The sequence below is a fragment of the Nocardia sp. NPDC019323 genome, from assembly GCF_044389845.1.
Classification (GTDB): domain Bacteria; phylum Actinomycetota; class Actinomycetes; order Mycobacteriales; family Mycobacteriaceae; genus Nocardia; species Nocardia implantans.
In genome coordinates, this window is sequence record NZ_JBIRYN010000011.1 from 70,461 (window position 1) to 93,331 (window position 22,871).

Here is a 22,871-nt window from a genome sequence, read left to right on the forward strand (position 1 = left end):
AGCGCCTACGGCGTCGGGGTGGGCTCGCCGCCGGAGCCGCTCGGCGCGGGCTGGGCCGGGGCGGGAGCCGGGGCCGAAGGCGGCGGAGCCGGGTTGTCCGGGACCGTGAACAGACCCACGGTGGGAGTCATCACGCAGTGGGCGAACGGGTAGTCGATGATGCCCCACATCGAGGCGAGCACCGTGCCGGGCCCGCTTCTGACCGTCTTGGACAGCGTCGGCATGCGGTACTCGGTCAGGTCGTCGAGCGGGTCGATGCCGCTGGCGCCGGTGTTCACGTTCACCCAGGCGACGACGAGCCCGGAGGCAAGGGGTGCGCCGGAGTGCGAGGGGGTGGCGCTGAACCGCAGCTCGCCGGGGGCGACGTTCAGGTCGCGGCCGTTGCCCGTCCCTTCGGTCGTCGCGGCGGCGATGATCGTGGTGATCGGCCCGTTGCTGCCGCAGCCGAAGGTGGGCGCGGCGTAGGAGAACGGGGTGAACACGCTGGACACCTCGCGCAGGTGCGCGGCGCCGATCAGGCCCGCGTAGCGGGTGAGCGCGGCGACGCCATCCTGGGCGGACGGGTCGGCGCCCGCGATCTCGGTGAGATGGGCCAAGCCGATGTCCACCGGGTCCCGGGGCTGCTCGGCGGTGGCGGGCGCGCAGAAGGTGAGGACCGCGCCGATGCCGAGGGATGCCGCGGCGGCCGCGGCGCGTGCGATGGTCCTGCCGTTCACTCGTTCTCCTCGATACCGAACCCTGTGGGCACCCGGCCCACCTGCAGCAACGTACCAGCTCGCCGCGGTCGCCGTCCCGGGGAGCGGCGCGGAAGACGCCGCAGCAGGCGACGCTGATGTCCCTTCCTTGTGATCCACTCGACAATGGAGGACTACCGGGGGGTAGGTTTGACTCGGACGTACGAGACACGCAGGGAGATGCGTATGAAACTATCCTTGTCCCCCGACGACGTCGCCTTCCGCGACGAACTGCGCAAGTTCTATCGGACCGAGATCCCGGCCGACATCCGTGAGCGCGTCCGGGACGGCCGTGAGCTGTCCCGCGACGACATCGTCACCGCGCACAAGATCCTCAACGACCACGGCCTCGCGGTGCCCAACTGGCCCGTGGAGTGGGGCGGCAAGGATTGGACGCCGATGCAGCGCCACATCTGGCAGGACGAGATGCAGCTGGCCTCGGTGCCGGAGCCGCTGACGTTCAACGCGCAGATGGTCGGCCCGGTGATCGCCCACTTCGGCTCGCAGGAGCTGAAGGAGCGTTTCCTGCCGCCCACCGCGGCGCTGGACATCTGGTGGTGCCAGGGCTTCTCCGAGCCGGACGCGGGTTCGGATCTGGCGTCGCTGCGCACCACGGCGGTCCGCGACGGTGATTCCTACATCGTCAACGGCCAGAAGATCTGGACCACGCTGGCCCAGTACGCCGACTGGATCTTCTGCCTGGTGCGCACCGACCCGAGCGCGGCGAAGAAGCAGGCGGGTATCTCCTTCCTGCTGTTCGACGTGAAGTCGCCCGGCGTCACCATCCGCCCGATCAAGCTGATCGACGGCGGGTACGAGGTGAACGAGGTCTTCTTCGAGAACGTGCGGGTCCCCGCCGACCAGCTCGTCGGCCAGGAGAACATGGGCTGGACCTACGCGAAGTTCCTGCTCGGCAACGAGCGCACCGGCATCACCGGTGTCGGTCGCACCAAGGTCAAGCTCGGCGTCGCGAAGCAGTACGCGGCGAAGACCAAGTCGGGCAACGGCACCCTGCTGGAGGACCCGATCTTCGCGGCGCGGATCGCCGAACTGGAGAACGAGCTGCTCGCGCTGGAGCTCACCCAGCTGCGGGTGGTCTCCAATTCCACCGACGGCAAGCCGAATCCGGCCTCTTCGGTGCTGAAGCTGCGCGGTTCGGAACTCCAGCAGGCCGCCACCGAGCTGCTGCTGGACATCGCCGGGCCGGACGCCATCCCGGTGGGCGCCGACGACATCGCCTCGCCCGGCTGGGCGCAGCGCAGCGGCCCGTCCTACCTGAATTACCGCAAGACAACCATCTACGGAGGCTCCAGCGAGGTGCAGCGCACCATCATCGCCTCCACGATCCTCGGATTGTGAGGCGCCACCATGGATTTCGATCTCACCGATGAACAGGTCATGCTCCGCGACACGGTCCGTGACCTGCTCGCCCGCAACTACGACGCCGAATCACGGCTGAAGGTGGTCGACTCCGAACTGGGCTGGAGCCGCGACGTGTGGCGCCAGCTCGCCGAACTGGGCGTGCTCGGCCTGAGCTTCGCCGAGGAGGACGGTGGCGTCGGCGCAGGTCCCGTGGAGACCATGGTCGTACTCGAGGAAGTGGGCCGCAGGCTCGCGCCGGAGCCGATCCTGGACGCGGTGCTGGTCCCCGGTGGCCTGGTCGCCGCGGCGGGCAGCGCCGAACAGCGGCAGCGGATCCTGCCCGAGGTGGCCTCGGGCGCGAAGCTGCTCGCCTTCGCCCATGCCGAGCCCGGGGTGCGCTGGCCAGCGGCCGAGTTGGCGACCACCGCGACGGCGCAGGGCGGTTCGTACACGCTGACCGGTGTGAAGAACCCAGTCGCGCACGGCGACAGCGCCGACGAGCTGGTGGTCAGCGCCGCGCTGCCCGAGGGCGGGGTCGGCCTGTTCCTGGTCGCGCCGGACGCCGCGGGTGTGGTCCGCAAGTCCTACCGCACGGTGGACGGCCAGCGCGGCGCGCAGCTGGAGCTGACCGACGCGCCCGCCGAGCGGCTCGGCGAAGCGGACGCGACCGGGGCGATCGAGTCGGTGCTCACCCACGCGCAGGCGAGCCTGTGCGCGGAGTCGGTCGGCGCGATGGAGGAAGCGTTGCGGCTGACCACCGACTACCTCAAGCAGCGCAAGCAGTTCGGCGTCACGCTGTCGAAGTTCCAGACGCTCACCCAGCGCGCGGCCAACATGTACGTCTCGCTGGAGCTGGCGCGCAGCATGAGCCTGTACGCCACGGCGTCGCTGGCCGACGGGGCCGGCGATCCGGTGATCGCGTCGCGCGCACGGCTGCAGGTCGGCCGCGCGGCCAGGCACATCGGGCAGGAGGCGATCCAGATGCACGGCGGCATCGGCGTCACCGCGGAGTACCCGGTGAGCCATTACGTGGCCCGGCTGACCGCGATCGAACGCACCCTCGGCAGCGGGCTCGAGCACCTGCGGGTGCTCAGCTCGCGGGTCGGCGAATACGAGCTGCCCGAACTGTGAGAAGTGGCGCGGTGGTGCGTGCCTGCGCACCACCGCGTCTCACTGGTCGTCCCCCGGCCCGCTCCGCAGTTGCGTGGGCGCCTCGTCCGTCGAGTCGCTGCTCGGCGCTCGCGCCGCGGTCGGCCTCGGCTCATCCGGCGGCGACGGCTGTGTGGTGTCCTCGTGCGGATTCCCCGGGGACGGCTCGGCGGTGGTGCTGCTCATGAACCCCGCGAACGGGGTCGGGCGCCGCTGGTCGGCCGGTGCGATCCGCCAGGTGGGCGACGGCGGGATGACGACCTTGGGGGTGGTCGAGCCGGTGGTGTCCTCGTGGACAACGGGTTCGGCGTACTCGCCCGCCTTGAGCGGTGGGGGCGGCACGTAGGTGTCCTGTCGACCGACGCCGCAGGCGCCGATCAGGACGAGTCCGATGGAAACCGCTCCCGCGGCGATCGCCGGACCGGCGATCTTGGCCCTGCTGCTCTCCAACGGTGACGCTCCTCGTGTGTATCGAGTGGACTCACCTTACTCGAGGCCGGTCGGTCGGGCGAGGCGAGTGGGTCGCTGGGGATACGCCGGACGGCGTATTTAAAACAGTTCTGATTCAGATATCGAATTGGTCTCTTCGGCGTGTCGTGGGCACGTGTCGCTATCTTCCGGCGTCCCGGAGTCGTAGCGTGTGTGAGCAAAGTTACGCGTGAGACGCCGGTTCAAGGATGAGAGACACGTTGTGTGAGAACGTGATAGTGGTTCTCTGACCGGCGTCATCGAGGAGTAGATGATGGGAGCTTACTCGACAGCGTCGCGGCGTGGTTCGTCCCGCGCCGCAGAAGATGGCGTGTCGGCAACGGCACAGCATCTCGCGTCGAACCAGCAGGGCCGTTCGCTGTCCACGATCGTGTCGCGGACGCTCGCCTGGCTGATCTTCATCGGCGGACTCGTCGGGGCGGTGCTCGGCATCGCGGGCCTGCACGTCGAAATCACGGTCGCCGGACTCATTCTCGCCTGCACCGCGGGACTGGTTCTGCTCAAACTCCGCGAGGGTGGCGGCGAAGCGGACTGACCGGAAACCGGCCGGTCGCCTGCCGACCGGCTCGGCGTCGAGCGTGAGAAATCAAGGCGCGCAACAGTTCAGGCGCCTACCGTGATCTGTATGAGGATCGAGATCACCACCGACGCCGCCGAGTTCCGCTCGGTCGCGGGGGCGTTCCTGCTCCGCGATCCGCTGCGGCACACCGTGCTCACCACGAGCGTCGCCAACCATGTCACGGGCCTGGATGCCCCGGCCGAGGCATCGCGTTTTCTCTCCGTCCACGGCGAGGACGCCGCGGTGATCGGCGCGGCCATGCGCGTGGCGGGCCGCGACGTGTATCTCGGCGCGCTACCGCCGGACGGGATTCCCGCGGTGGCGCGCGCGCTGGCCGAGGTGGTGCCCGAGAACTCGGGCGTCGAGGGCGTGGTCGCGGACGCCGCCGCTTTCGCCGAGCAGTGGCAGGGTCTGCTCGGGAAGGGCTTTCGCGAGTCCTACCGCGCTCGGCTGCACCGGCTCGGCGCGCTGCGCCTCCCGGACGTGGCCGGAGCGCCGCGCCGCGCCCAAGCCTCCGACGTCGCGCTGTGCGTGGACTGGATGGCGGCCATGGAGCAGGAGTCGGGCGCGGGGCCCCGGCTGGACGAGGCCGCGATCCGGCGCCGGGTGGAGGCCGGCCGCTGGTGGTTGTGGGAACGCGAGGGAGAGCCGGTCAGCCTTGCCGCGCATCAGATTCCGATCCAGGGTTGGTCGCGGATCGGGCCGGTGTACACCCCGCCGGACGCGCGCGGGCACGGTTACGCCTCCGCGGTGACCGCGCACGTCGCGCAGCTGCTGCGAACCGAGAACCTGGACGTGTGCCTGTTCGCCGACCCCGCCAACGCCACGGCCAACCGGATCTACCGAGCGATCGGTTTCCACCCGACCCACGAGTTCGCCCACTACGTGTTCGAATAACCGGCGCCGCTCCCCAGGGGGAACTCAATTCAGCGGCGCGGATTTCCACCAATCCATGAACTCGGCTTCGGTGGCGATGAATCCGGCGCTGTACATCAGCATCGCCGCCCGGCTCGGGTCTGCGGGGAAGGCGGTGACCATTCGCGGGCGCAGGTTCCGGCTGTCGTGCAGGGTGTAGTTGGTGTAACTGCGTCCGCTGTCGTTGGCGGCGGTCGCGCGATCGTTGGCCGGTAAGGCGGCGAGTACAGCCTGCGTGTCGTCGGGGGAGCCGTACAGGTAGAAGTCGAAGGACGCCTTGTTCGGCCCGCCGAAGCAGCTCCACATCATTACCCAAGGGCCGAAATCGGGATCGTCGTGGTCGCGCGTCGTCGCGTCGTCCGGCCCGTGGGCGAAACAACCGGCCTTGTTGTATCCGGTGCCGGAATGCACCAGGCGCTCGGGGGAGGTCTCCGGCAGCATGCCGGGGAACGCGGCGCTCAGCTCCGCCGCGCGTGCGCCGATCGTGGCCCGGTCCGTGGTGGCCGCGCCGCTCGTCGTCGGGCGCTTGGTGGTCGGCGGCGTGGTGGCGTCGGTGCGCTGCGCTGGCACCGTGGTTGCCGGTGCGGCGGAACCGGACGGGGTGTCGCGGAACGAGGCCGCGACGAGCACACCCACCACGCCGAGCGCCATCAGCAGACCGATCCCGGCGCCGATCGAGGCTCTCCGCCGGGGACGCCGTGCCTTACCCGGCGCGAGGACCAGGGGATCCGCGTGGATCGCGGGCGTGGGCCACGGGGCGGCGGGTGCGGCCAGCGCCTGCCATGCGGCGGCCGCGAACTCGGCGCACGAGTCGAACCGATCGGCCGGACGCTTGGCCATCGCCTTGGCCAGCACGCCGTCCAGCGCGTGCGGCAAGCCGGGCCGCAGCCTGCTGACCTCGGGCGGCGGCGCGTTCAGATGCCCCTGGATCACCGCGACCGGATTGGTGGCGTCGAACGGCACCGTGCCGGTCAGCAGCCGGAACAGCGTGCAGGCCAGCGAATACTGGTCGGCGCGGTGATCCAGTGGTGCGCCGGACAGCTGCTCCGGCGCGGCGTAGGCCAGGGTGGCGGTGAAGGCGCCGGTCTGGGTGAGCCGTCCGGTGTCGTCCCGGAACCGAGCTATGCCGAAGTCGGACAGGAACACCCGCTCCTGATCCCCTTCGACGCGCTCGAGCAGGATGTTCGCCGGTTTCACGTCGCGGTGCAGCACCCCTCGGCCGTGCGCGAAGTCCAGCGCCTCGGCTGTCTCGGCGATGATCCGCACCGCTCGCTGCGGCGGCAGCGCCCATGCCTCCAGCGCGGCGGCGTCGATGCCGTCGATGTAGCGCATGCAGATCCACGGCTGGTCACCCTCGACGCCGCGGTCGAACACCGTGACGATGTTCGGGTGATCCAGTCGCGCGACGAGGTCGGCCTCCCGCTCGAAACGGACGCGGGACTCGGTGTCGTCGAACAGGTCCGGGTTCAACAGCTTCATCGCGGTCAACCGGGGCAGCCGCGGATGCCGGGCCAGGTACACCGATCCCATTCCGCCGCGGCCGAGCAGGCGCTCGATGGTGTATCCCGCGAAGACCTCGCCGGTATTCGGCATCGGTCAGTTCAGCGGAGCCGAGCGCCACCAGCGCAGCAGCTCGTTGACGGTGGTGTGGGAGAAGCCGTCGGTGTACATCAGGTACTGGGTCCGATCGGGGTCGCCGGTGAACGCGGTGACCATCTTGGCGCCGTCGTCGACGTACTTGTAGTTGGTGTAGGACTTTCCGCCGTTGGTGTCGGTGGATTTGGCGGCCGACGAGGGCAGGCCCTTCAACACCGCCTGGACGTCGGCCGGGGTCTTGTAGACGTAGATGCGGTAGTACGGATCCTCGTTGTTGCCGCCCTTGAAGCAGCGCCACTGCGCGGCCCAGTCGCCGAAGTCCGGTTCGCCCTTCGACGGTGACGGCGGCGAACTCGGCGAGGCCAGCCAGCACTCGGCGCCGTTGTATCCGACCTCCTCGGTCTTGGAGGCGGGCACCATGCGCGGGAACTCCGCGCTGACCGACTCGGGGGTCGCGTCCACCAGATTCGGCTTCACCGCCGAAGTGGTCGTCGTGCCCGCGTTGTTCGAGCCCGAATCGGAGACGGCGCCGATGATGCCGAGCACCACCACGATCAGCACGACCACACCCACCACCAAACCGATGATCAGGCCGGTGTTCTTCTTGGGCGGCGGCGCGGCCGAGGGATGGACGTGCGCGCCGTGCGGCGGGGCGAAGGTGGAGAAGCCGGTCTGCTGCTGGGGAAACGGGTTGGCGGCCGTCGGCTGCGGCGCGGGACCGGTGTGCGGGCGCGAGTTCACCACCGGCGCGGGCGGCGGAGTCGCCGGCGACGCCGAGGCGAGCGCGTTCGGTCCGCTGGTCTGCGGCGTGTGCACCTGGTGGCCGGGGCCGCTGACGTAATGGCCTTGCGCAGCCGGATATGGGGAACCCGTGGTCGGAATATGCGGCCCGGTCGCCGGGCGCGGCCCCGCCGTCGGGTGCTGCGGGCCGGTCGCCGGGCGGGGACCGCCCACCACCGGCATCGACGGCACGCTGGAACCGGTCAGCGCCTGTGCGGCGGCCGCGGCGAATTCCGCGCAACTGCCGTACCTGTCGTCGGGGCGCTTGGCCATCGCCTTGGCCAGCACGCCGTCCAGCGCGAAGGGCAGGCCCGGCCGGACGCTGCTCAGCGCGGGCGGCGTGCCCTGCAGATGGCCCTGGATGACCGCGGCGGGGTTCGTCGCGGAGAACGGGCCGGTGCCGGTGAACAGCCAGAACAGCGAGCAGGCCAGCGAATACTGGTCGGAACGGTGATCGAGCGACGCGCCGGTGAGCTGTTCGGGCGAGGCGTAGGCCAGCGTCGCGGTGAAAGTGCCGGTCTGGGTGAGATGACCGGTGTCGTCGCGCAGCCGCGCGATGCCGAAGTCGGTGAGATACACCCGTTCACCGCGACCGGCGGTGGAGCGGGCCAGCAAGATGTTCGCGGGTTTCACGTCGCGGTGCAGCACCCCGTTGCCGTGCGCGTAGTCCAGCGCGTCGGCGGTCTCCTTGATGATCTGTACCGCGCGCTGCGGCGGCAGCGACTTCGGTTCCACCGAGGCGGCGTCGATACCGTCGACGTACTGCATCGAGATCCACAGCTGCTCGTCCTCGAGCCCGCGGTCGTAGACCGTGACGATGTTCGGGTGATCGAGCTGGGCGACCAGATCCGCCTCCCGTTCGAACCGCGCCCGCACCTCCTTGTCGAAGAACATCTCCCGATTCAGCAGCTTCAGCGCGGTCATCCGCGGCAGCCGCGGATGTTTCGCCAGATAGACCGAGCCCATGCCACCGCGGCCGAGTTGCCGCTCGATGACATAGCCGGCGAAAACGTCACCGCTGGCCAGCATGACTGCTCCACTTCCCGCCGCCCGCCGGGACCCACCGGCGAACAGGCGTACAGCAAAAGAACGCGTGGCCGGAGATGGGCCCGACCACGGAAAACATCGAAACCATAGCAGTAGTCGCGCCTTGCCTATCGCTCGTCGAGCGTGGTGGCGCGCGGGCGATCGACGCGGGCCGCGCCGTCCGGCGGAGGCCGTGGGTCCGGAGGTTGCTGGTGCGGTCGCACCGCCGAGCCCGGGCGCATGGGAAGGTTGGGCAATTCGATCAGGCCGGGATGCGCCGGGCGGCGCGGCGGCAGAAAACTCGGGCGCGGTGTGGACGGCCGAGGGGTTCCCTGCGGGATCGGCCGGTGCTGCGGCGCGGCCGGGGCCGTGCGGTACGCAGGCGCGGTCGGGTATCCGTCGGAGTGGATGCCGTGCGGCGCGGTCCGAGGCGCAGCATGTTCGGCGAGGGCGTGTTTCGCCGCGGTGGCGAATTCGGCGCAACTGGCGAATCGGTCCTCGGGCCGCTTGGCCATGGCTCGAGCCAGCACCGGATCCAGCGCGGGCGGCAGGCCGGGACGTGCACGGCTGAGCATCGGGATCGGCGCGTACAGATGGCTGTTCACCACCGCCGCCGGGTTGGCTCCCGGATACGGCGGCGCCCCGGTGAGCATCCAGAACAGCGTGCACGCCAGCGAGTACTGGTCGGCGCGGTCGTCCAGCGGCCTGCCGATCAATTGCTCCGGGGCGCCGAAGGCGAGTGTCGCGGTGATCGTGCCGGACGAGCCGATCGTGCTCTCCGCGCCCCGGATGCCCGCGATCCCGAAATCGGTGAGCAGCACCCGTTCCGGTTGCCCGATCGGCGCCTTGGCCAGCAGGATGTTGGCCGGTTTCACGTCGCGGTGCAGCACCTGGTTCGCGTGCGCGAAGTCCAGCGCCGCCGCGGTGTCGGCCACGATCTGCACCGCGCGCCACGGAGCGAGCACATCGACGTCGGCGCAGGAGGCGTCCGCGCCCGGCACGTACTGCATCGAGATCCACAACTGCTGGTCCTCGGCGCCGCGATCGAACACCGTGACGATGTTCGGGTGATCGAGGCGCGCCACCAGATCGGCCTCGCGTTCGAAGCGGCGGCGGATGTCGGTGTCGGCGTAGAGTTCGCGTTTGAGCAGCTTCAGTGCCGTCAGGCGGGGCAGCCGAGGATGCCGGGCCAGGTACACCGTGCCCATACCGCCATGGCCGAGGACGCGTTTGACGACGTAGCCCGCGAAGATCTCGCCGGTCTGCAACACCGTTACACCCCCTTGTCGAGTCGAGCGCGCGGACACTATCCATGTATCTCGATGAGCCATCGCGATGCAACAGTCGCGGCGCGACGTCGATTGTCGTCGGTAGCAGCCAGTACTGTGGCCCGCATGCGCATTGGAGCACACGTCCGGCTCGACAGCGACCCGATCGGCTTCGGGGAGAAACTCGGCGCCGACGTCATCCAGATGTTCGTGGTCGATCCGCAGAGCTGGGACAAACCCACCCCGCATCCGCGGACCGAGGAGATCCTCGCCAGCCCGATCGAGGTCGTGGTGCACTCCTCCTATCAGATCAACGTCGCGAGCCTGAACAACCGGCTGCGCATGCCGTCGCGCAACGCGGTCGCCCAGCAGGCGAAGGCGGCCGCCGACCTGGGCGCGTTCGGTCTGGTGGTGCACGGCGGGCATGTGCGTTCCGACGCCGAACTCGAGACCGGGATCGACAATTGGCGCAAGCTGTTCGAGCGTCAGCAGGACAAGGGCGGTTTCGCGGTGCCGATCCTGATCGAGAACACCGCGGGCGGCAACCACGCCATGGCCAGGCATTTCGATTCCATCGCCCGGCTGTGGGACGCGGTCGGCGATTACGGCGCCGGATTCTGCCTCGACACCTGCCACGCCTGGGCGGGTGGCGAGGAGCTGATCGGCGTCGTCGACCGGATCAGGGCGATCACCGGCCGGATCGACCTGGTCCACCTGAACTCCTCGCGCGACGAATTCGACTCCGGCGCCGACCGGCACGCCAACTTCGCCGACGGCACCATCGACCCGCAACTGCTCGCCGAGGTGTGCCGCACGGCGGACGCGCCGGTGGTCCTGGAGACCCCGGCCGACGGCCTCGCCGAGGACCTGGCTTACCTCCGCGAGCACTGTGGTTGATTTGCTGTGCTGGTTTGGCCAGCGCCTACGGCGCTGGGTGTTCGCGGCCCCGGGAAGTCTCGCGTCCGAGCGACCGAGACTCGCGACTACGTCGCATGCGCTCGGTGCGTGAGCCCGACCGCAAGTCGGTGCCCGGATCGGCTCGCGCTCGGTGGGCCGAAGTGGCGGTTCCTGCGCGCCGTTTGCGATCAGCGCGACGAAAACCCTGGTCAGCGGGGTTGTTCGAGTGGTCTGCTCTCCGGAGCAGTAACCGATCTCGACAGCGAAGGTGATCTCATGACGGTCGCACCCGCCATCCCATCCACGGCCTCGGTGACCAGGCTCGGCGCTCGTATCGGCGCGCGGATCGACAACGTCCGGCTCGGCGGCGATCTGGATCCGGCCACCGTCGACGTGATCCACCGCGCGCTGCTGGAGCACAAGGTCATCTTCTTCCGCGGGCAGGACCACCTCACCGAGGACGGGCAGTACGAGTTCGCGCAGTTGCTCGGCGCGCCGACCACCCCGCACCCGACGGTCACCTCGCACGGCGTGAAGAGCTTGGCGATCGATTCCGAGCACGGCCGCGCCAACAGCTGGCACACCGACGTCTCCTTCGTCGACCGTATCCCGAAGGCGTCCATCCTGCGGGCGGTGCACCTGCCCTCCTACGGCGGCGCCACCACCTGGGCATCCACCGTCGCGGCCTACGAATCGCTGCCGGAGCCGCTCCAGCGGCTCGCCGACTCCTTGCGCGCGGTGCACACCAACGTCTACGACTACGCCCGCGTCGAGGAGACCCCGCGCCCCAACACAGCCGCGTACCGCGCCGAGTTCGAGTCCACCTACTACGAGACCGAGCACCCGGTGGTGCGCGTGCACCCCGAGACCGGGGAGCGGGCGCTGCTGCTCGGCCACTTCGTCAAGCACTTCGTCGGGCTGTCCAGCACGGAGTCGCACGCGCTGTTCCGGCTGTTCCAGGACCGGGTGACCCGCCTGGAGAACACCGCCCGCTGGAACTGGGAGCCGGGCGACGTCGCCATCTGGGACAACCGCGCCACCCAGCACTACGCCATCGACGACTACGACGACCAGCCGCGCAAGCTGACCCGCATCACCCTGGCCGGCGACGTGCCCGTCGGCGTCGACGGCTCGTCCAGCACCATCATCGCGGGCAACGCCGAGCACTACTCGATCATCGAGGACACCCAGCTGCTCGCGTCCTGAAACGAGGACCCCGCATGGTTGTGAGGGGCCATGCGGTATCCCCGTGTCACCGTGCGCGCGCTCTCCCACGGGACGCGAGGGTGGGACATACGCAGCTCTGCCGGGTGCTGCCCCAACATCCTCGGGACGACCCAGCCCAACCCGGCCCCGCCGGGTGCGAGTCTTACGAGCGCCGTTCGCGGCCCGTCTCGCGGCCGGGTGACCGAAGCGCATGCGACGTAGTCGCGAGTCTCGGTCGCTCGGGCGCGAGACTTCTCGGGGCCGCGAACACCCAGCGCCGCAGGCGCTGGCAAAACCAGCACAGCCCATACTGGTTGCCATGAGTATTCGGCCGCTGGACGGGGTGCGCGTCCTGGAACTCGGCAATTACATCGCCGCGCCGACCGCCGGGCGCATTCTCGGCGACTTCGGCGCCGAGGTGATCAAGGTGGAACGCCCGAAGGCGGGCGACGAGCTGCGCAACTGGCGGCTCTACGGCGGTGACACCTCGATGCTCTACCGGACGATCAACCGGAACAAGAAGTCGATCACCCTGGATCTGCGCACCGAGGCGGGGCGCGGGATCGTGCTCGACCTGATCCGGCGCTGCGATGTGCTGCTGGAGAATTTCCGGCCCGGCATGCTGGAGAAATGGGGCCTGGGCCCGGAGGTGCTGAACGAAGCGAATCCGGATCTGGTGATCACCAGGATCTCCGCCTACGGCCAGACCGGGCCCATGTCGGAGCGTCCGGGGTTCGCCGCGGTGGCCGAGGCGGTCGGCGGCCTGCGGGAACTGGTGGGCGATCCGGATCGTCCGCCTGTGCGCACCGGCGTCTCGATCGGTGACTCCATCGCGGGCATCTACGCCGCGTTCGGCACCGTGATGGCGCTGTTCCAGCGCGAGCGCCGCACCGAGGAGGATGGGCCGGTGCCGCTGCGCGAGCGCGTCATCGACGTGGCGCTGAACGAGGCGATCCTGTCGGTGATGGAGTCGCTGGTGCCGGACTATCTGGCCTACGGCATCCAGCGCGAACGCGTCGGGGGCCGGATGGAGGGCATCGCGCCGAGCAACGCCTACCCGTGCGCCGACGGGACCAGCATCATCATCGGCGGCAACGGTGACGCCATCTTCCAGCGCTACATGGCGGTCATCGAACGGCCCGACCTGGCCGCGGATCCGGATCTGCAGGACAACGCGGGCCGCTGGCGCAATCGCGAGCGGCTGGACGCGGCGATCGGGGAGTGGACGGTCAGGCACACCCGCGCCGAGGCGCTGAAACTGCTGGACGCCGCCGCGATTCCGTGCGGTCCGATCTACACCGCGGCCGACATCGTGGCCGACGAGCAGTACCGGGCACGCAATATGATCCAGTCGTTCACCGTGGACGTCGGCGCGCAGGAGCCGAAGGAGGTCGGTTTTCCCGGCATCGTCCCGGTGATCGGCGAGCGATCCCTGCCCATCCGCAGCATCGGGCCCGACCTGGGTGAGCACACCCGGGAGGTGCTGTCCGGTCTGCTCGGCATGAGCGAGGCCGAGATCGACGCGTTGGAGGCGCGATGAGCACGCGGCCGCACGACCGGAGGCGTCCGAAGGGCCGCGATGCGGGAGAGCCGCGCTCGCCGGGCGCCAGCAGGCCCGTGGTCCAGCCGAATCCGACCGGGGCGGGCGAGAAGCCGTGGGGCGGCGTGATGTGCGGCCACCACCGGGCGCGGGAGCAGCGATGACCGCGCCGGTGTTGCGCGATGTCACGTTGCGCGACGGCCTGCAGCTGACCGGAAAATTGCTCCCCGTGCAGCGCAAGGTGGATATCGTGCGGCGCTTGCTCGCGCTGGGGGTGCCCGCGCTGGAGATCGGCTCGATGGCCCGCCCGGACCTGGTCGCGCCGATGGCGAACACGATGGAGCTGGTCGCCGCGTTGACGCCGGAGGAATTGCGCCGTTGCTGGGTGTGGGTGGCGACGCCGCGCCACGTGGAGAAGGCCGCCGCGGCGGGAGTGCGGAATTTCCAGTACTGCTTCTCGGTCTCCGACGCGCACAACCGGGCGAACATCGGACGCGACACCGAGGCCAGCGTCGCCGCCATGCCGGATGCGGTGCGCTTGGCGCAGGAGGTGGGCGGCTCGATCCAGCTCTGCTTGGCGACGGCGTTCACCTGCCCGTTCGACGGCCCGGTCGATCCGGAGCGGGTTTTGGCCATCGCCCAGGACCCACGCACCGAGGGCGCGGACGACATCGTCCTGGCCGACACGCTCGGACAGGCTCACCCCGGCGAGGTGTCCGCGCTGGTGGCGGCGGTGCGGGACCGGACGCCGCCGCGGCGGATCGTCTTCCACGGCCACGACACCTGGGGCATGGGCGTGGCCAACACCCTCGCCGCCGTCGCGGCGGGCGCGGACATGGTCGACGGCGCGCTGGGCGGCCTCGGCGGCTGCCCCTTCGCGCCCGGCGCCAGCGGCAACACCGCCTCCGAGGACATCCTCTTCGCCACCAGACCGGACTGGTTCACCCCCGCCACCTTGGCCGCGCTGGTCGGCCTCTCGGAAGAACTGCTGGCCGAACTCGGCGAACCCAACCGCTCCCGCGCCTCGGAAGGCGCCCGCTCCGAAGCGTCCGCCTTCGAGTGGGTCGTAGGTAGGGCTTGAAACACAGGGTGTTCCCTGATGGCGTGTGACGGCTCGGCCGGTAAGACTGGACGGCATGACTTCGCAAGCTTTGGGTGCCGACACCGCCGAACTGGCGGCCTCGACCGATGTCGCGGCCCACGCTATCGAACTGACCAAGGTCTACGGATCGGGTGATACCCAGGTCAGGGCATTGGACGGGGTGTCGGCCGAGTTCGCGAAGGGCGAGTTCACCGCGATCATGGGTCCGTCCGGATCGGGCAAGTCGACGCTCATGCACTGTCTGGCCGGGCTCGACAGCGCCAGCTCGGGCACCGTCCGCATCGGTGACACCGACCTCACCACGCTGTCGGACAAGCAGATGACGCGCCTGCGCCGGGACCGGATCGGGTTCGTCTTCCAAGCGTTCAACCTGGTGCCGACGCTGACGGCGCTGGAGAACATCACGTTGCCGCTGGACATCGCGGGCCGCGCACCCGATCGCGAATGGCTGGAGACGGTGGTGCGGCGGCTGGGGTTGGTCGGCAGGCTCACCCACCGTCCCAGCGAGCTGTCCGGCGGACAGCAGCAGCGGGTGGCCTGCGCCCGCGCGCTCGTGGGTAAGCCGGACATCATCTTCGGCGACGAACCGACCGGCAATCTGGACTCGCGCTCCTCGTCGGAGGTGCTGTCGATCCTGCGCGCCGCGGTGGACGAGTTCGGGCAGACGGTCGTCATCGTCACCCACGAACCGCACGCGGCCGGGTTCGCCGACCGGGTGGTCTTCCTCGCCGATGGTCGCATCGTCGACGAGATGCGCGATCCGACCGCCGACACCGTGCTCGACCGGATGAAAGCGTTGGAGCAGGCGTGACCGGCGGTTCGCGGAAGATTCGGGGGCGGGCGTGATGGCCGGAAGTCCGATGCGCAAAGTCGCGCTGCGCAATCTCGCCGCCCACAAGGTGCGGCTGGCGCTGACCCTCTTGTCGGTGGTGCTCGGCACCGCGTTCATCGCGGGTTCGTTCGTGTTCACCGACACCTTGCAGAGCACTTTCGACGGGATCTTCGCCAACGAGGCGAAGGGCGTCGACGTCCGGGTGAGCCCGAAAGAACGCCAGGCGCAAGGCGTTCCGAACAACGTGGTGGACGAGCTGGTGAAGTATCCCGGCGTCCGCACGGTCGCGCCCAGCGTGAACGGGCCGGTGGTGCTGCTCGATCCCACCGGCAAGAAATCCGTGCAGACCGGAGGCGCGCCGACGTTCGGCAGGTCGTACCTGCCGCCGGAACAGGCCGTCGCGGAGCCGGAGAAGTTCCTACAGGGCGTGCCGCCCGCCCGGCCCGGTGAGATCGCGATCAACACCGGCGGGGCCGAGCGGGCCGGGCTGAAGATCGGCGACCGCACCAAGATCCTCATCCCGTCCCAGCCAGAGCCGATCGACGTGACGCTCACCGGCGTCTACGAAATACCGTCCGACACGGGCGGTCTCATCGGGGTGCTGTTCGACGACACGCAGGCGCGCAAGCTGTTCACCGACGGCCTGCACGTCGCCTACGTGGATTTGGCGGCCACCGGCATCCCCGGCGACGAGTTGCGCGACAACCTGGCCGAGGCGCTGCCCGGCTACAAGGTGCAGAACGGCGATCAGGTGCGGGCCGACCTGAAGAAGGAAGTCTCCAACGCGCTCAACTTCATCAACTACTTCCTGCTCGCCTTCGGCGCGATCGCGCTGATCGTCGGCACGTTCATCATCTACAACACCTTCTCGATGATCGTCGCGCAGCGCTTGCGGGAGCTGGCGCTGCTGCGCGCGGTCGGCGCGAGCAGGCGGCAGGTCGGCACGTCGGTGGTGGCGGAGGCGTTCGTCATCGGCTTGATCGGCAGTGTGATCGGTCTGGCGGGCGGGGTCGCGCTGGCATTCGGATTGTCGGCGGTGCTCAATGCCTTCGACCTCGGGTTGCCGACCGGATCGATGGCGGTGCGGCCGCGCACCATCGTGGTCGGGCTGCTGGTCGGCCTCGCGGTGACGATGGTGAGCGCCTACGCGCCCGCGCGGCGTGCCTCGCGCATTCCGCCCGTGCAGGCGATGCGCGAGGAGTTCGCCTCCACCGGTGACTCGCTGCGCCTGCGCACGATCCTCGGTGCGGTGCTCGCGGTGATCGGTGCGGCGCTCGTCGTGCTGGGCGCGCAGCGCACCGGCGGCACGGCGGCCGCCACGGTCGGAGTGGGTGCGCTCGGGCTGATCTTCGCCGTGCTGCTCGCCGCGCCCGCGTTGTCGCGGCCGCTGGTCGGCGGGCTCGGGGTGCTGGTGCGCCCGTTCGGGCCGATCGGCCGGATGGCGCGCAACAACGCGGCCCGCAATCCGCGCCGCACCGCCGCGACGGCGTTCGCCCTCACGCTGGGCCTCATGCTGGTCTCGGCGATCGGCATGCTGGGCGCTTCGGCGAAGGAGAGCGTCGGCGTGCTGGTCGACAAGGGCGTGCGGGCCGATTACGTGCTGGCCGGACCGCAACTGCTCGGTGTGCCGTTCGGCGCTGCCGACGCCGCGCGCACCAAGGTGCCGGGTGTGGCGCAGGTGGTGGGAATGCGGGGCGCGCCGTTCAAGCTCGGCGACGATCAGGTGTTCGTCACGTCGCCGGACGGTCCGCTGGGGGGCGTGCTGAACTACGAGATCGTGCGCGGTAGCGACACTCTCGGCGCCAGGGACGTGCTCGTGTCCGAGGACGAAGCGAACGACCGTGGCTGGAAAGTCGGTGAGCAGGTGACCCCCACCAGCGTCGACGGCAAGAAGGTTCCGCTCACCGTCACCGGGGTGTACAAGAAGAACCCGTTGCTGGGCCCGATGGTCGTGTCGCAGACGGTCTATGACGAGGTGGTCCCGCTCAATTTCCGGACCAACTTCCTGGTGCTGATCAAGGCGCAACCGGGCGCGAACATGAGCGCGATGCGCGCCGACCTGGAGAAGGCCACCGAGCAATTCGTCGTGGTGCAGGTGCAGGACCGCGAGGAGTTCAAGGGCGCCCAGGGCAAGCAGATCAACACCCTGCTGGCCATCCTGTACGGCTTGCTCGCCTTGGCGGTGGTGATCGCGATCCTCGGCATCGTCAACACCTTGGCGCTGTCGGTGGTGGAGCGGCGTCGCGAAATCGGCATGCTGCGCGCGGTCGGTATGCAGCGCGCCCAGGTACGCCGCACGATCTATTTGGAGTCGATGCTGATCGCGGTGTTCGGCGCGATCGTCGGCATGGTGCTCGGGCTCGGCCTCGGCGTCGGATTCCTGCGCACGCTGCGCGATCTGGGGCTCGACCAGATCGCCATCCCGTGGAGCCAGCTGGTCCTGGTGCTGATCAGCTCGGCCGTCGTCGGAGTGCTGGCCGCGCTGTGGCCCGCGGTGCGGGCGGCGCGCACGCCACCGTTGGCCGCCATCGCCGATCTGTGACGGTCCGTGCGGCGCGCGATGCTCGTGCGCCGCACGGAAGCGAGCCCTCGCGTGCTCCGTGGGGCCGTGACCCGCCGAGTCGAACAGCGCACCCGGAGGAAACGCCAAGGCGTGACAGGCGGGTCTCGTGGCACGAGCCGGACACCGGGGAGTGCGCCGATCACGGCGGCCCGTCACGAGTCCAGCCCAGAAGCGGCCAGTTCACTGGCGGCGGCGGCGAGTCGCGGTGCCCCACAGGTAGTCTGGCGGCGGAGGGAGGGGCCGCGTCCTGCTCGCGGAACTGGGAAGCAAGCTCAGCACGGCCGAGGCCGACCACTACCGCGCCGTACAGCCCACCGCGGAAGCCCGTCGCGGACTCGCCGTGCTGCCCAGAGAGATTCGCGCCGCGCGCCCGCTGCTGGACCAGCTGGCCAGGGACGTGCCCGCCCTGCTCGGCGACAAGCCGGCCCTGCTGGTGTGGGGGATGCGGGACATGGCGTTCCGTCCGAACGCCTATATCCCGCGAATGCGTGCCACCTTCGCCGATCTCGACATGGTCGAGCTGCCACGCGCGCGGCACTTCATTCAAGAACACGCACCGGACGCGATCACGGCGGCGATCGCCAAGCGTTTTCCGTAAGCACCGTCGACGGAGTTCAAACCGAGCAGGCCGATCACCCGATGCCGAGCCCGGTCGGTTAGCCCGATAGGGGCGAACAGTGGCGCGGCATCGCCACCGGCTACGACCGGCTCGCGATCTTCCGTGGGGATCTCGTCATGGCACCGCATTGTCGAATGGCTCCGGCCGGCATGAGACGTGGGCGCACCGTGACGGGCGGCCGGGTGCTGCGTTCCGCATGTGCGGCAGTGTCGTCGGTAGGCCGCGAAGATCACGAGATCGCCTGTGCTGCAAGCGAACTCGGATCCGTGCGCGGTGCTGTATGCCCCGTCACATCTTGCTGAAGTTGTCCGTTCGTTGGTGCTAGTTTAAACGGAGGTTACCACTCCACTTAACTCTCGGTAAACGGCCTGATTCAACGGGGAAGGAGGCCGAGTGATGGTCGCTGTGGACTTCGGGGGCGCGGGCGCCGGGCTCGGGGTCGCGCCGGGCGGAGTCGCCGAACGGGTGCGAGCGGCCGTGCGCGGGCGCGGCGGCGAGGCCGCCGGGCAGCTCCTCCTCATCACGGTGCTCTACCTCGGCTATCGCGCGGGGCGGCTGATCACCGCCGACGACACCGGGCGCGCCCTGGTCAACGCGCACCGCCTGCTCGGACTCGAGGACCGGCTCGGCCTGACGGACGAGCAGTCGGTGCAGGCGTTGTTCGTCAACCGCGAATTCCTCGCCGTTCCGGCCAATTTCTATTACGCCGGCGCGCATTTCACCGTGGCCGTCGGAGTCCTGCTGTGGTTGTGGACGTTCCGGCCGGAGCACTATCGCTGGACCAGAAATCTCATGGTGGCGCTGACCGGGACGGCGCTCGTGGTGCACATCCTGGTTCCGCTCGCACCGCCCCGCATGCTGCCCGACCAGGGGTTCGTCGATCTCGCCGCGCGATACGGTCAATCCGTCTACGGCGACGCCGATTCCGGCGGTCTGTCCAATCAGTTCGCGGCCATGCCTTCGCTGCACGTCGGCTGGGCGCTGCTGCTCGGCGTGGCGGTGGTCGCCGCCACCCGCACGCCGTGGCGCTGGCTCGCGCTGGCCCATCCGGCGCTGACCACGCTGGTGGTGGTGGGCACCGCCAACCACTACTGGCTGGACACCGTCGTCGCCGTCATGTTGCTGGCGGTGTCGGCCGTACTACATCCCCTCGTGGTGCCCGCGGCGGCGACGGCATGGGGCGTGATGGGTCCCGTTCCACCGAACCCCGTGCCGACCAGCCCCTGACGGCCCGCCACACGCCCGGCGGCGCTGACCGGAAAAGCGCTGCGCCGCGCGTACCATCGCAGAGCCGTCCTAGTTCGCCAGTCCGGACAAGGAGTTGCCATGGAACTGATGACCATCGCGGATTTGCTGTCTTCGCTGGCGATTCAAGTGTTCGCCCTGTTGGGCGGGTTCCCCGGGGGTTATCCCGGCTGACCCGCTCCGGCCGTGGGCTTTCGCGCCGCGCTTCATCGCGGCGAGTGTCTCCCGCATGAGCGCGGACATGTCCCGGCCGGTGAGTGCCGATTCCGATGAACGCAGCGGGCCGCGGTGGGAACCAGTAAGTCCAGGTCACCGCGGCCCCGGCGTTCTGACAGGGAAACACGGAAGGCGCGGCCGCAGCACTGCGGCCCGGTGATCCGCAGATCACGTAGCGGACAGGGGGCGCACCCACGGGTCGACCCCACCCACGCCGAGACGTACTTGTCCCCGCGGCGGTGCGGGCGCAGCGCCGGGCGCGACGGACGCTGGAGACCAGGCCGGAGCGAACTACCGGCGCAGATTGCGGTCGAACAGGGCCAGCAGTTCGCGGTAGTGCCGTTCAGCTGCCTCGGGATCGTAAGCGGAAGTATCGGCTTGGGTGTAGCCGTGTTGCGCCCCCTCGTAGACCTCGGTCCGGTGCCGGACGCCTGCGGCCTCGAGCGCCTTGTCGAACTGAGCGATGTGCTCCGCGGTCATGTGGTGGTCCTCGCCCGCGTGGGCGAAGTACAACTCGCCGGTGATGTTTCCGACGGTCAGGTGCGGACTGTCCGGCGTGTCGGTGACGAGCGGTCCGCCGTGGAATCCGGCCACCGCGGCGACCCGCTCGGGGAACATCGCGGCGGCCAGCACCGCCAGCCGCGCACCCATGCAGTAGCCGGTGAGGCCGATCTTCTTTCCGGCGACCAGCGGCGAGTCCGCCAGCCACGCGAGGTAGGCGGCGACATCGGAACGCAAGAGTTCCGGTGTCAGCTCACGAATCATCGGGAAGACCTGTTGAAAGATCTCCGGCCGCTCCGCTGGATCGATGAAATCCGGCAGCTCGACCACGGGCGCACGCCCGTGCCGGTAGTAAGCGTTCGGCAACAGCACGGTGTAGCCGTGGTCGGCGATACGATCGGCCAACGACCGCAGGCTGGGCCGCAGCCCGAAACCGTCCTGGATCACGAGCACACCCGGATGAGCGGCGCCGTCGTCGGGGTAGGCGACATACGCGTCTGCGACACCATCGGCCGTCTGAATGTCGATCGTCCTACCCTGCACCGCAGTCATCGTTTGAATTCTCCTGTCGCCTGGATCGTTTCGAACGTACCTCGAGCAGCATCGGCCGATTCGACTCGCTACCGGTTGCCGGAGCACCGACCGTGGAGCCCTTTCTGCCCGCCACGCACCGGTAGCGGAGCGGTTCGGCGCGTCACTGTGGAGGCGACGAAGTCCACGTCGTCGGCGTAGCAGGCGATGATGGCATCGAGGTCGCGTGCGTTCCATGCTGCCAGCCAGGCGTCGGCGTGGGCTCGGGCTTCTATCGGCCGCGCTGCCTGCGCTAGTGCTGGGTGGCGTTGGCGTGGGCCCAAGTTTGGACGTCGCCGCGGTCGAGAGCCAGTGCGAGCAGTTCCGGGAACTTGTCGGGGGTGCAGGCGAAGGCCGGGATGCCGAGTGCGGCGAGGGCCGCGGCGTTGTCGTGATCGAAGGCGGGCGCGCCGTCGTCGGAGAGGGCCAGCAGCACGACGACCTGGACGCCGGACTCCTGCAGCGAGCGGACGCGGCGCAGCATCTCGTCGCGGATGCCGCCCTCGTAGAGATCGGAGATCAGGACGAACAGCGTGTCGGCCGGGCGGGTGACCAGGGACTGGCAGTAGGCGATGGCCCGGTTGATGTCGGTGCCGCCGCCGAGTTGCGTGCCGAACAGCACCTCCACCGGGTCGTCGAGTTTGTCGGTGAGGTCGACGATCTCGGTGTCGAAGACCACCAGCGAGGTGCGCAGCGACCGCATCGACGCGAGCACCGCGCCGAACACCGACGCGTACACGACGCTGGCGGCCATCGAACCGGACTGGTCGATGGCAAGCACCACGTCCCGCCGCACCGCCTGGGTCTTGCGGCCGTAGCCGACCAGGCGTTCGGGCACCACGGTGCGATGCTCGGGCAGATAGGTGGCGAGGTTCTTGCGAATCGTGCGGTCCCAGTCGATGTCGCGCAGTTTCGGCCGGGTGACGCGGGCGGCGCGGTTCAGCGCGCCCGAGACCGCGGCGACGGTCTGCGCCGCGATGCGCTGCTCGATCTCCCGCACCACCTTCTCCACCACCATGCGCGCGGTGGCCTTGGTGGTCTCCGGCATCACCCGGTTCAAGCTCAACAGGGTGCCGACCAAGTGCACGTCCGGCTCCACCGCCTCGAGCAGTTCCGGCTCGAGCAGCAATTGGGTGAGATCGAGCCGCTCCACGGCATCGCGCTGCATGACCTCGACGACGGAGGCGGGGAAGTAGCTGCGAATATCACCGAGCCAGCGGGCCACGCGCGGCGCCGAACCCTGCAAACCGCCGGTGCGCTTGCCGGGCGAGGTCTCCTCATCGGTGTTGTACAGCGCCGACAGCGCCCGGTCCATGGCCGCGTCCGTGCCGGAGCCCAGCCCGCCCAGTCCTTCCTCCGCCGCCGCGCCGAGCACCAATCGCCAACGCCGGGACTGCGCTTCGTCGGTCATGCCGCGCCCTTCCGGGTATGAGCGGCGACCTCGCTGCGGTCTCGCCGGACTGCCTGTTCCCTCAATGTGTATCCGATCTCCGCACGGGCGGGGCCCTGCGTGGTCACGCTCCGCTGCCGCATGGCCTGACTGCTCATGCCGCGTCCTTTCCGGCATGCGCGGAGGTCCCATATAGACGCTGAGCTGCCGCCTCCGGTCCTGATCCGCTCACACTGTCCCCGCCTTGCGGTGTGGGCGAAGGCGGCGTAGTAGTGCTGCGCGGTCCTCCGCGGGTCCGCTCGCTCGTTCTGG

18 protein-coding genes and 1 pseudogene are annotated in these 22,871 nt (G+C 69.5%); 12 read left to right on the plus strand and 7 right to left on the minus strand.

The window, feature by feature from the left end:
- Positions 1 to 5: 5 nt before the first annotated feature.
- Complete coding sequence (locus ACH49X_RS29650; RefSeq protein ID WP_195082069.1) at positions 6 to 716, minus strand: hypothetical protein; 711 nt, start codon at positions 714 to 716, stop codon at positions 6 to 8.
- Between the two features lie 204 nt (positions 717 to 920).
- On the opposite strand from ACH49X_RS29650, the gene ACH49X_RS29655 reads away from it, so the two are divergent.
- Both ACH49X_RS29655 and ACH49X_RS29660 read left to right on the plus strand, forming a co-directional pair.
- Entirely contained in the window at positions 921 to 2,093 is a 1,173-nt protein-coding gene (locus ACH49X_RS29655) for an acyl-CoA dehydrogenase family protein (RefSeq protein ID WP_195082068.1), read from the plus strand.
- Positions 2,094 to 2,102: 9 nt separating this feature from the next.
- The gene (locus tag ACH49X_RS29660; RefSeq protein ID WP_195082067.1) at positions 2,103 to 3,227 is read left to right on the plus strand and encodes an acyl-CoA dehydrogenase family protein; all 1,125 of its coding nucleotides are present in this window, start codon (positions 2,103 to 2,105) and stop codon (positions 3,225 to 3,227) included.
- 39 nt (positions 3,228 to 3,266) lie between these two features.
- On the opposite strand, the gene ACH49X_RS29665 is transcribed toward ACH49X_RS29660, so the two are convergent.
- Complete coding sequence (locus ACH49X_RS29665) at positions 3,267 to 3,695, minus strand: hypothetical protein (RefSeq protein ID WP_195082066.1); 429 nt, start codon at positions 3,693 to 3,695, stop codon at positions 3,267 to 3,269.
- A gap of 349 nt (positions 3,696 to 4,044) precedes the next feature.
- On the opposite strand from ACH49X_RS29665, the gene ACH49X_RS29670 reads away from it, so the two are divergent.
- Complete coding sequence (locus ACH49X_RS29670) at positions 4,045 to 4,269, plus strand: hypothetical protein (protein ID WP_195082158.1); 225 nt, start codon at positions 4,045 to 4,047, stop codon at positions 4,267 to 4,269.
- Between the two features lie 90 nt (positions 4,270 to 4,359).
- Positions 4,360 to 5,190 carry a GNAT family N-acetyltransferase gene (locus ACH49X_RS29675; protein WP_195082065.1) on the plus strand — a complete coding sequence of 277 codons (831 nt, stop codon included), beginning with the start codon at positions 4,360 to 4,362 and terminating at the stop codon, positions 5,188 to 5,190.
- A 24-nt stretch (positions 5,191 to 5,214) separates the two neighbouring features.
- Here ACH49X_RS29675 and ACH49X_RS29680 read toward each other — a convergent pair whose 3' ends face one another.
- From ACH49X_RS29680 to ACH49X_RS29690, 3 genes are all read right to left on the minus strand, one after another.
- Positions 5,215 to 6,801, minus strand: a complete 1,587-nt coding sequence (locus tag ACH49X_RS29680; RefSeq protein WP_195082064.1) for a serine/threonine-protein kinase — start codon at positions 6,799 to 6,801, stop codon at positions 5,215 to 5,217.
- Between the two features lie 3 nt (positions 6,802 to 6,804).
- Positions 6,805 to 8,613, minus strand: coding sequence for a protein kinase (locus tag ACH49X_RS29685; RefSeq protein ID WP_357207824.1), 1,809 nt, complete (start codon positions 8,611 to 8,613; stop codon positions 6,805 to 6,807).
- 125 nt (positions 8,614 to 8,738) lie between these two features.
- Positions 8,739 to 9,881, minus strand: a complete 1,143-nt coding sequence (locus ACH49X_RS29690; protein ID WP_323124381.1) for a protein kinase — start codon at positions 9,879 to 9,881, stop codon at positions 8,739 to 8,741.
- A gap of 123 nt (positions 9,882 to 10,004) precedes the next feature.
- Here ACH49X_RS29690 and ACH49X_RS29695 point away from each other — a divergent pair, with 123 nt between their 5' ends.
- From ACH49X_RS29695 to ACH49X_RS29730, 8 genes and pseudogenes are all read left to right on the plus strand, one after another.
- Positions 10,005 to 10,775 (plus strand): deoxyribonuclease IV, encoded by a 771-nt coding sequence (locus ACH49X_RS29695; protein WP_067804414.1) that lies wholly within the window; start codon positions 10,005 to 10,007, stop codon positions 10,773 to 10,775.
- Between the two features lie 276 nt (positions 10,776 to 11,051).
- Positions 11,052 to 11,981 (plus strand): TauD/TfdA family dioxygenase, encoded by a 930-nt coding sequence (locus ACH49X_RS29700; protein WP_357110063.1) that lies wholly within the window; start codon positions 11,052 to 11,054, stop codon positions 11,979 to 11,981.
- Positions 11,982 to 12,300: 319 nt separating this feature from the next.
- Positions 12,301 to 13,521 carry a CaiB/BaiF CoA-transferase family protein gene (locus ACH49X_RS29705; RefSeq protein ID WP_195082062.1) on the plus strand — a complete coding sequence of 407 codons (1,221 nt, stop codon included), beginning with the start codon at positions 12,301 to 12,303 and terminating at the stop codon, positions 13,519 to 13,521.
- 160 nt (positions 13,522 to 13,681) lie between these two features.
- Entirely contained in the window at positions 13,682 to 14,602 is a 921-nt protein-coding gene (locus ACH49X_RS29710; protein ID WP_195082061.1) for a hydroxymethylglutaryl-CoA lyase, read from the plus strand.
- A gap of 55 nt (positions 14,603 to 14,657) precedes the next feature.
- On the plus strand, positions 14,658 to 15,434 hold the full coding sequence (locus ACH49X_RS29715; RefSeq protein WP_195082060.1) for an ABC transporter ATP-binding protein: 777 nt from the start codon (positions 14,658 to 14,660) through the stop codon (positions 15,432 to 15,434).
- A gap of 34 nt (positions 15,435 to 15,468) precedes the next feature.
- Positions 15,469 to 17,997 carry an ABC transporter permease gene (locus ACH49X_RS29720; protein ID WP_195082059.1) on the plus strand — a complete coding sequence of 843 codons (2,529 nt, stop codon included), beginning with the start codon at positions 15,469 to 15,471 and terminating at the stop codon, positions 17,995 to 17,997.
- 301 nt (positions 17,998 to 18,298) lie between these two features.
- A pseudogene (locus ACH49X_RS29725) lies at positions 18,299 to 18,616 on the plus strand (haloalkane dehalogenase); the annotation flags it as partial.
- 417 nt (positions 18,617 to 19,033) lie between these two features.
- A complete protein-coding gene (locus ACH49X_RS29730) occupies positions 19,034 to 19,864 on the plus strand; it encodes a phosphatase PAP2 family protein (protein WP_357110071.1) in 831 nt (276 codons plus the stop codon).
- Positions 19,865 to 20,389: 525 nt separating this feature from the next.
- Here the strand turns inward: ACH49X_RS29730 and ACH49X_RS29735 are convergent.
- Positions 20,390 to 21,151, minus strand: a complete 762-nt coding sequence (locus tag ACH49X_RS29735) for a dienelactone hydrolase family protein (protein WP_357207828.1) — start codon at positions 21,149 to 21,151, stop codon at positions 20,390 to 20,392.
- Between the two features lie 271 nt (positions 21,152 to 21,422).
- On the minus strand, positions 21,423 to 22,580 hold the full coding sequence (locus tag ACH49X_RS29740) for a VWA domain-containing protein (protein WP_195082056.1): 1,158 nt from the start codon (positions 22,578 to 22,580) through the stop codon (positions 21,423 to 21,425).
- Positions 22,581 to 22,871: the final 291 nt, after the last annotated feature.

Excerpts from the sequence above, each read along its gene's own strand:
- ACH49X_RS29655 (WP_195082068.1), top strand. The coding sequence starts at position 921 with ATGAAACTATCCTTGTCCCCCGACGACGTCGCCTTCCGCGACGAACTG.
- ACH49X_RS29660 (WP_195082067.1), top strand. The coding sequence starts at position 2,103 with ATGGATTTCGATCTCACCGATGAACAGGTCATGCTCCGCGACACGGTC.
- ACH49X_RS29675 (WP_195082065.1), top strand. The coding sequence starts at position 4,360 with ATGAGGATCGAGATCACCACCGACGCCGCCGAGTTCCGCTCGGTCGCG.
- ACH49X_RS29680 (WP_195082064.1), bottom strand. The coding sequence starts at position 6,801 with ATGCCGAATACCGGCGAGGTCTTCGCGGGATACACCATCGAGCGCCTG.
- ACH49X_RS29685 (WP_357207824.1), bottom strand. The coding sequence starts at position 8,613 with ATGCTGGCCAGCGGTGACGTTTTCGCCGGCTATGTCATCGAGCGGCAA.
- ACH49X_RS29695 (WP_067804414.1), top strand. The coding sequence starts at position 10,005 with ATGCGCATTGGAGCACACGTCCGGCTCGACAGCGACCCGATCGGCTTC.
- ACH49X_RS29700 (WP_357110063.1), top strand. The coding sequence starts at position 11,052 with ATGACGGTCGCACCCGCCATCCCATCCACGGCCTCGGTGACCAGGCTC.
- ACH49X_RS29705 (WP_195082062.1), top strand. The coding sequence starts at position 12,301 with ATGAGTATTCGGCCGCTGGACGGGGTGCGCGTCCTGGAACTCGGCAAT.
- ACH49X_RS29710 (WP_195082061.1), top strand. The coding sequence starts at position 13,682 with ATGACCGCGCCGGTGTTGCGCGATGTCACGTTGCGCGACGGCCTGCAG.
- ACH49X_RS29715 (WP_195082060.1), top strand. The coding sequence starts at position 14,658 with ATGACTTCGCAAGCTTTGGGTGCCGACACCGCCGAACTGGCGGCCTCG.
- ACH49X_RS29720 (WP_195082059.1), top strand. The coding sequence starts at position 15,469 with ATGGCCGGAAGTCCGATGCGCAAAGTCGCGCTGCGCAATCTCGCCGCC.
- ACH49X_RS29730 (WP_357110071.1), top strand. The coding sequence starts at position 19,034 with ATGGTCGCTGTGGACTTCGGGGGCGCGGGCGCCGGGCTCGGGGTCGCG.
- ACH49X_RS29735 (WP_357207828.1), bottom strand. The coding sequence starts at position 21,151 with ATGACTGCGGTGCAGGGTAGGACGATCGACATTCAGACGGCCGATGGT.
- ACH49X_RS29740 (WP_195082056.1), bottom strand. The coding sequence starts at position 22,580 with ATGACCGACGAAGCGCAGTCCCGGCGTTGGCGATTGGTGCTCGGCGCG.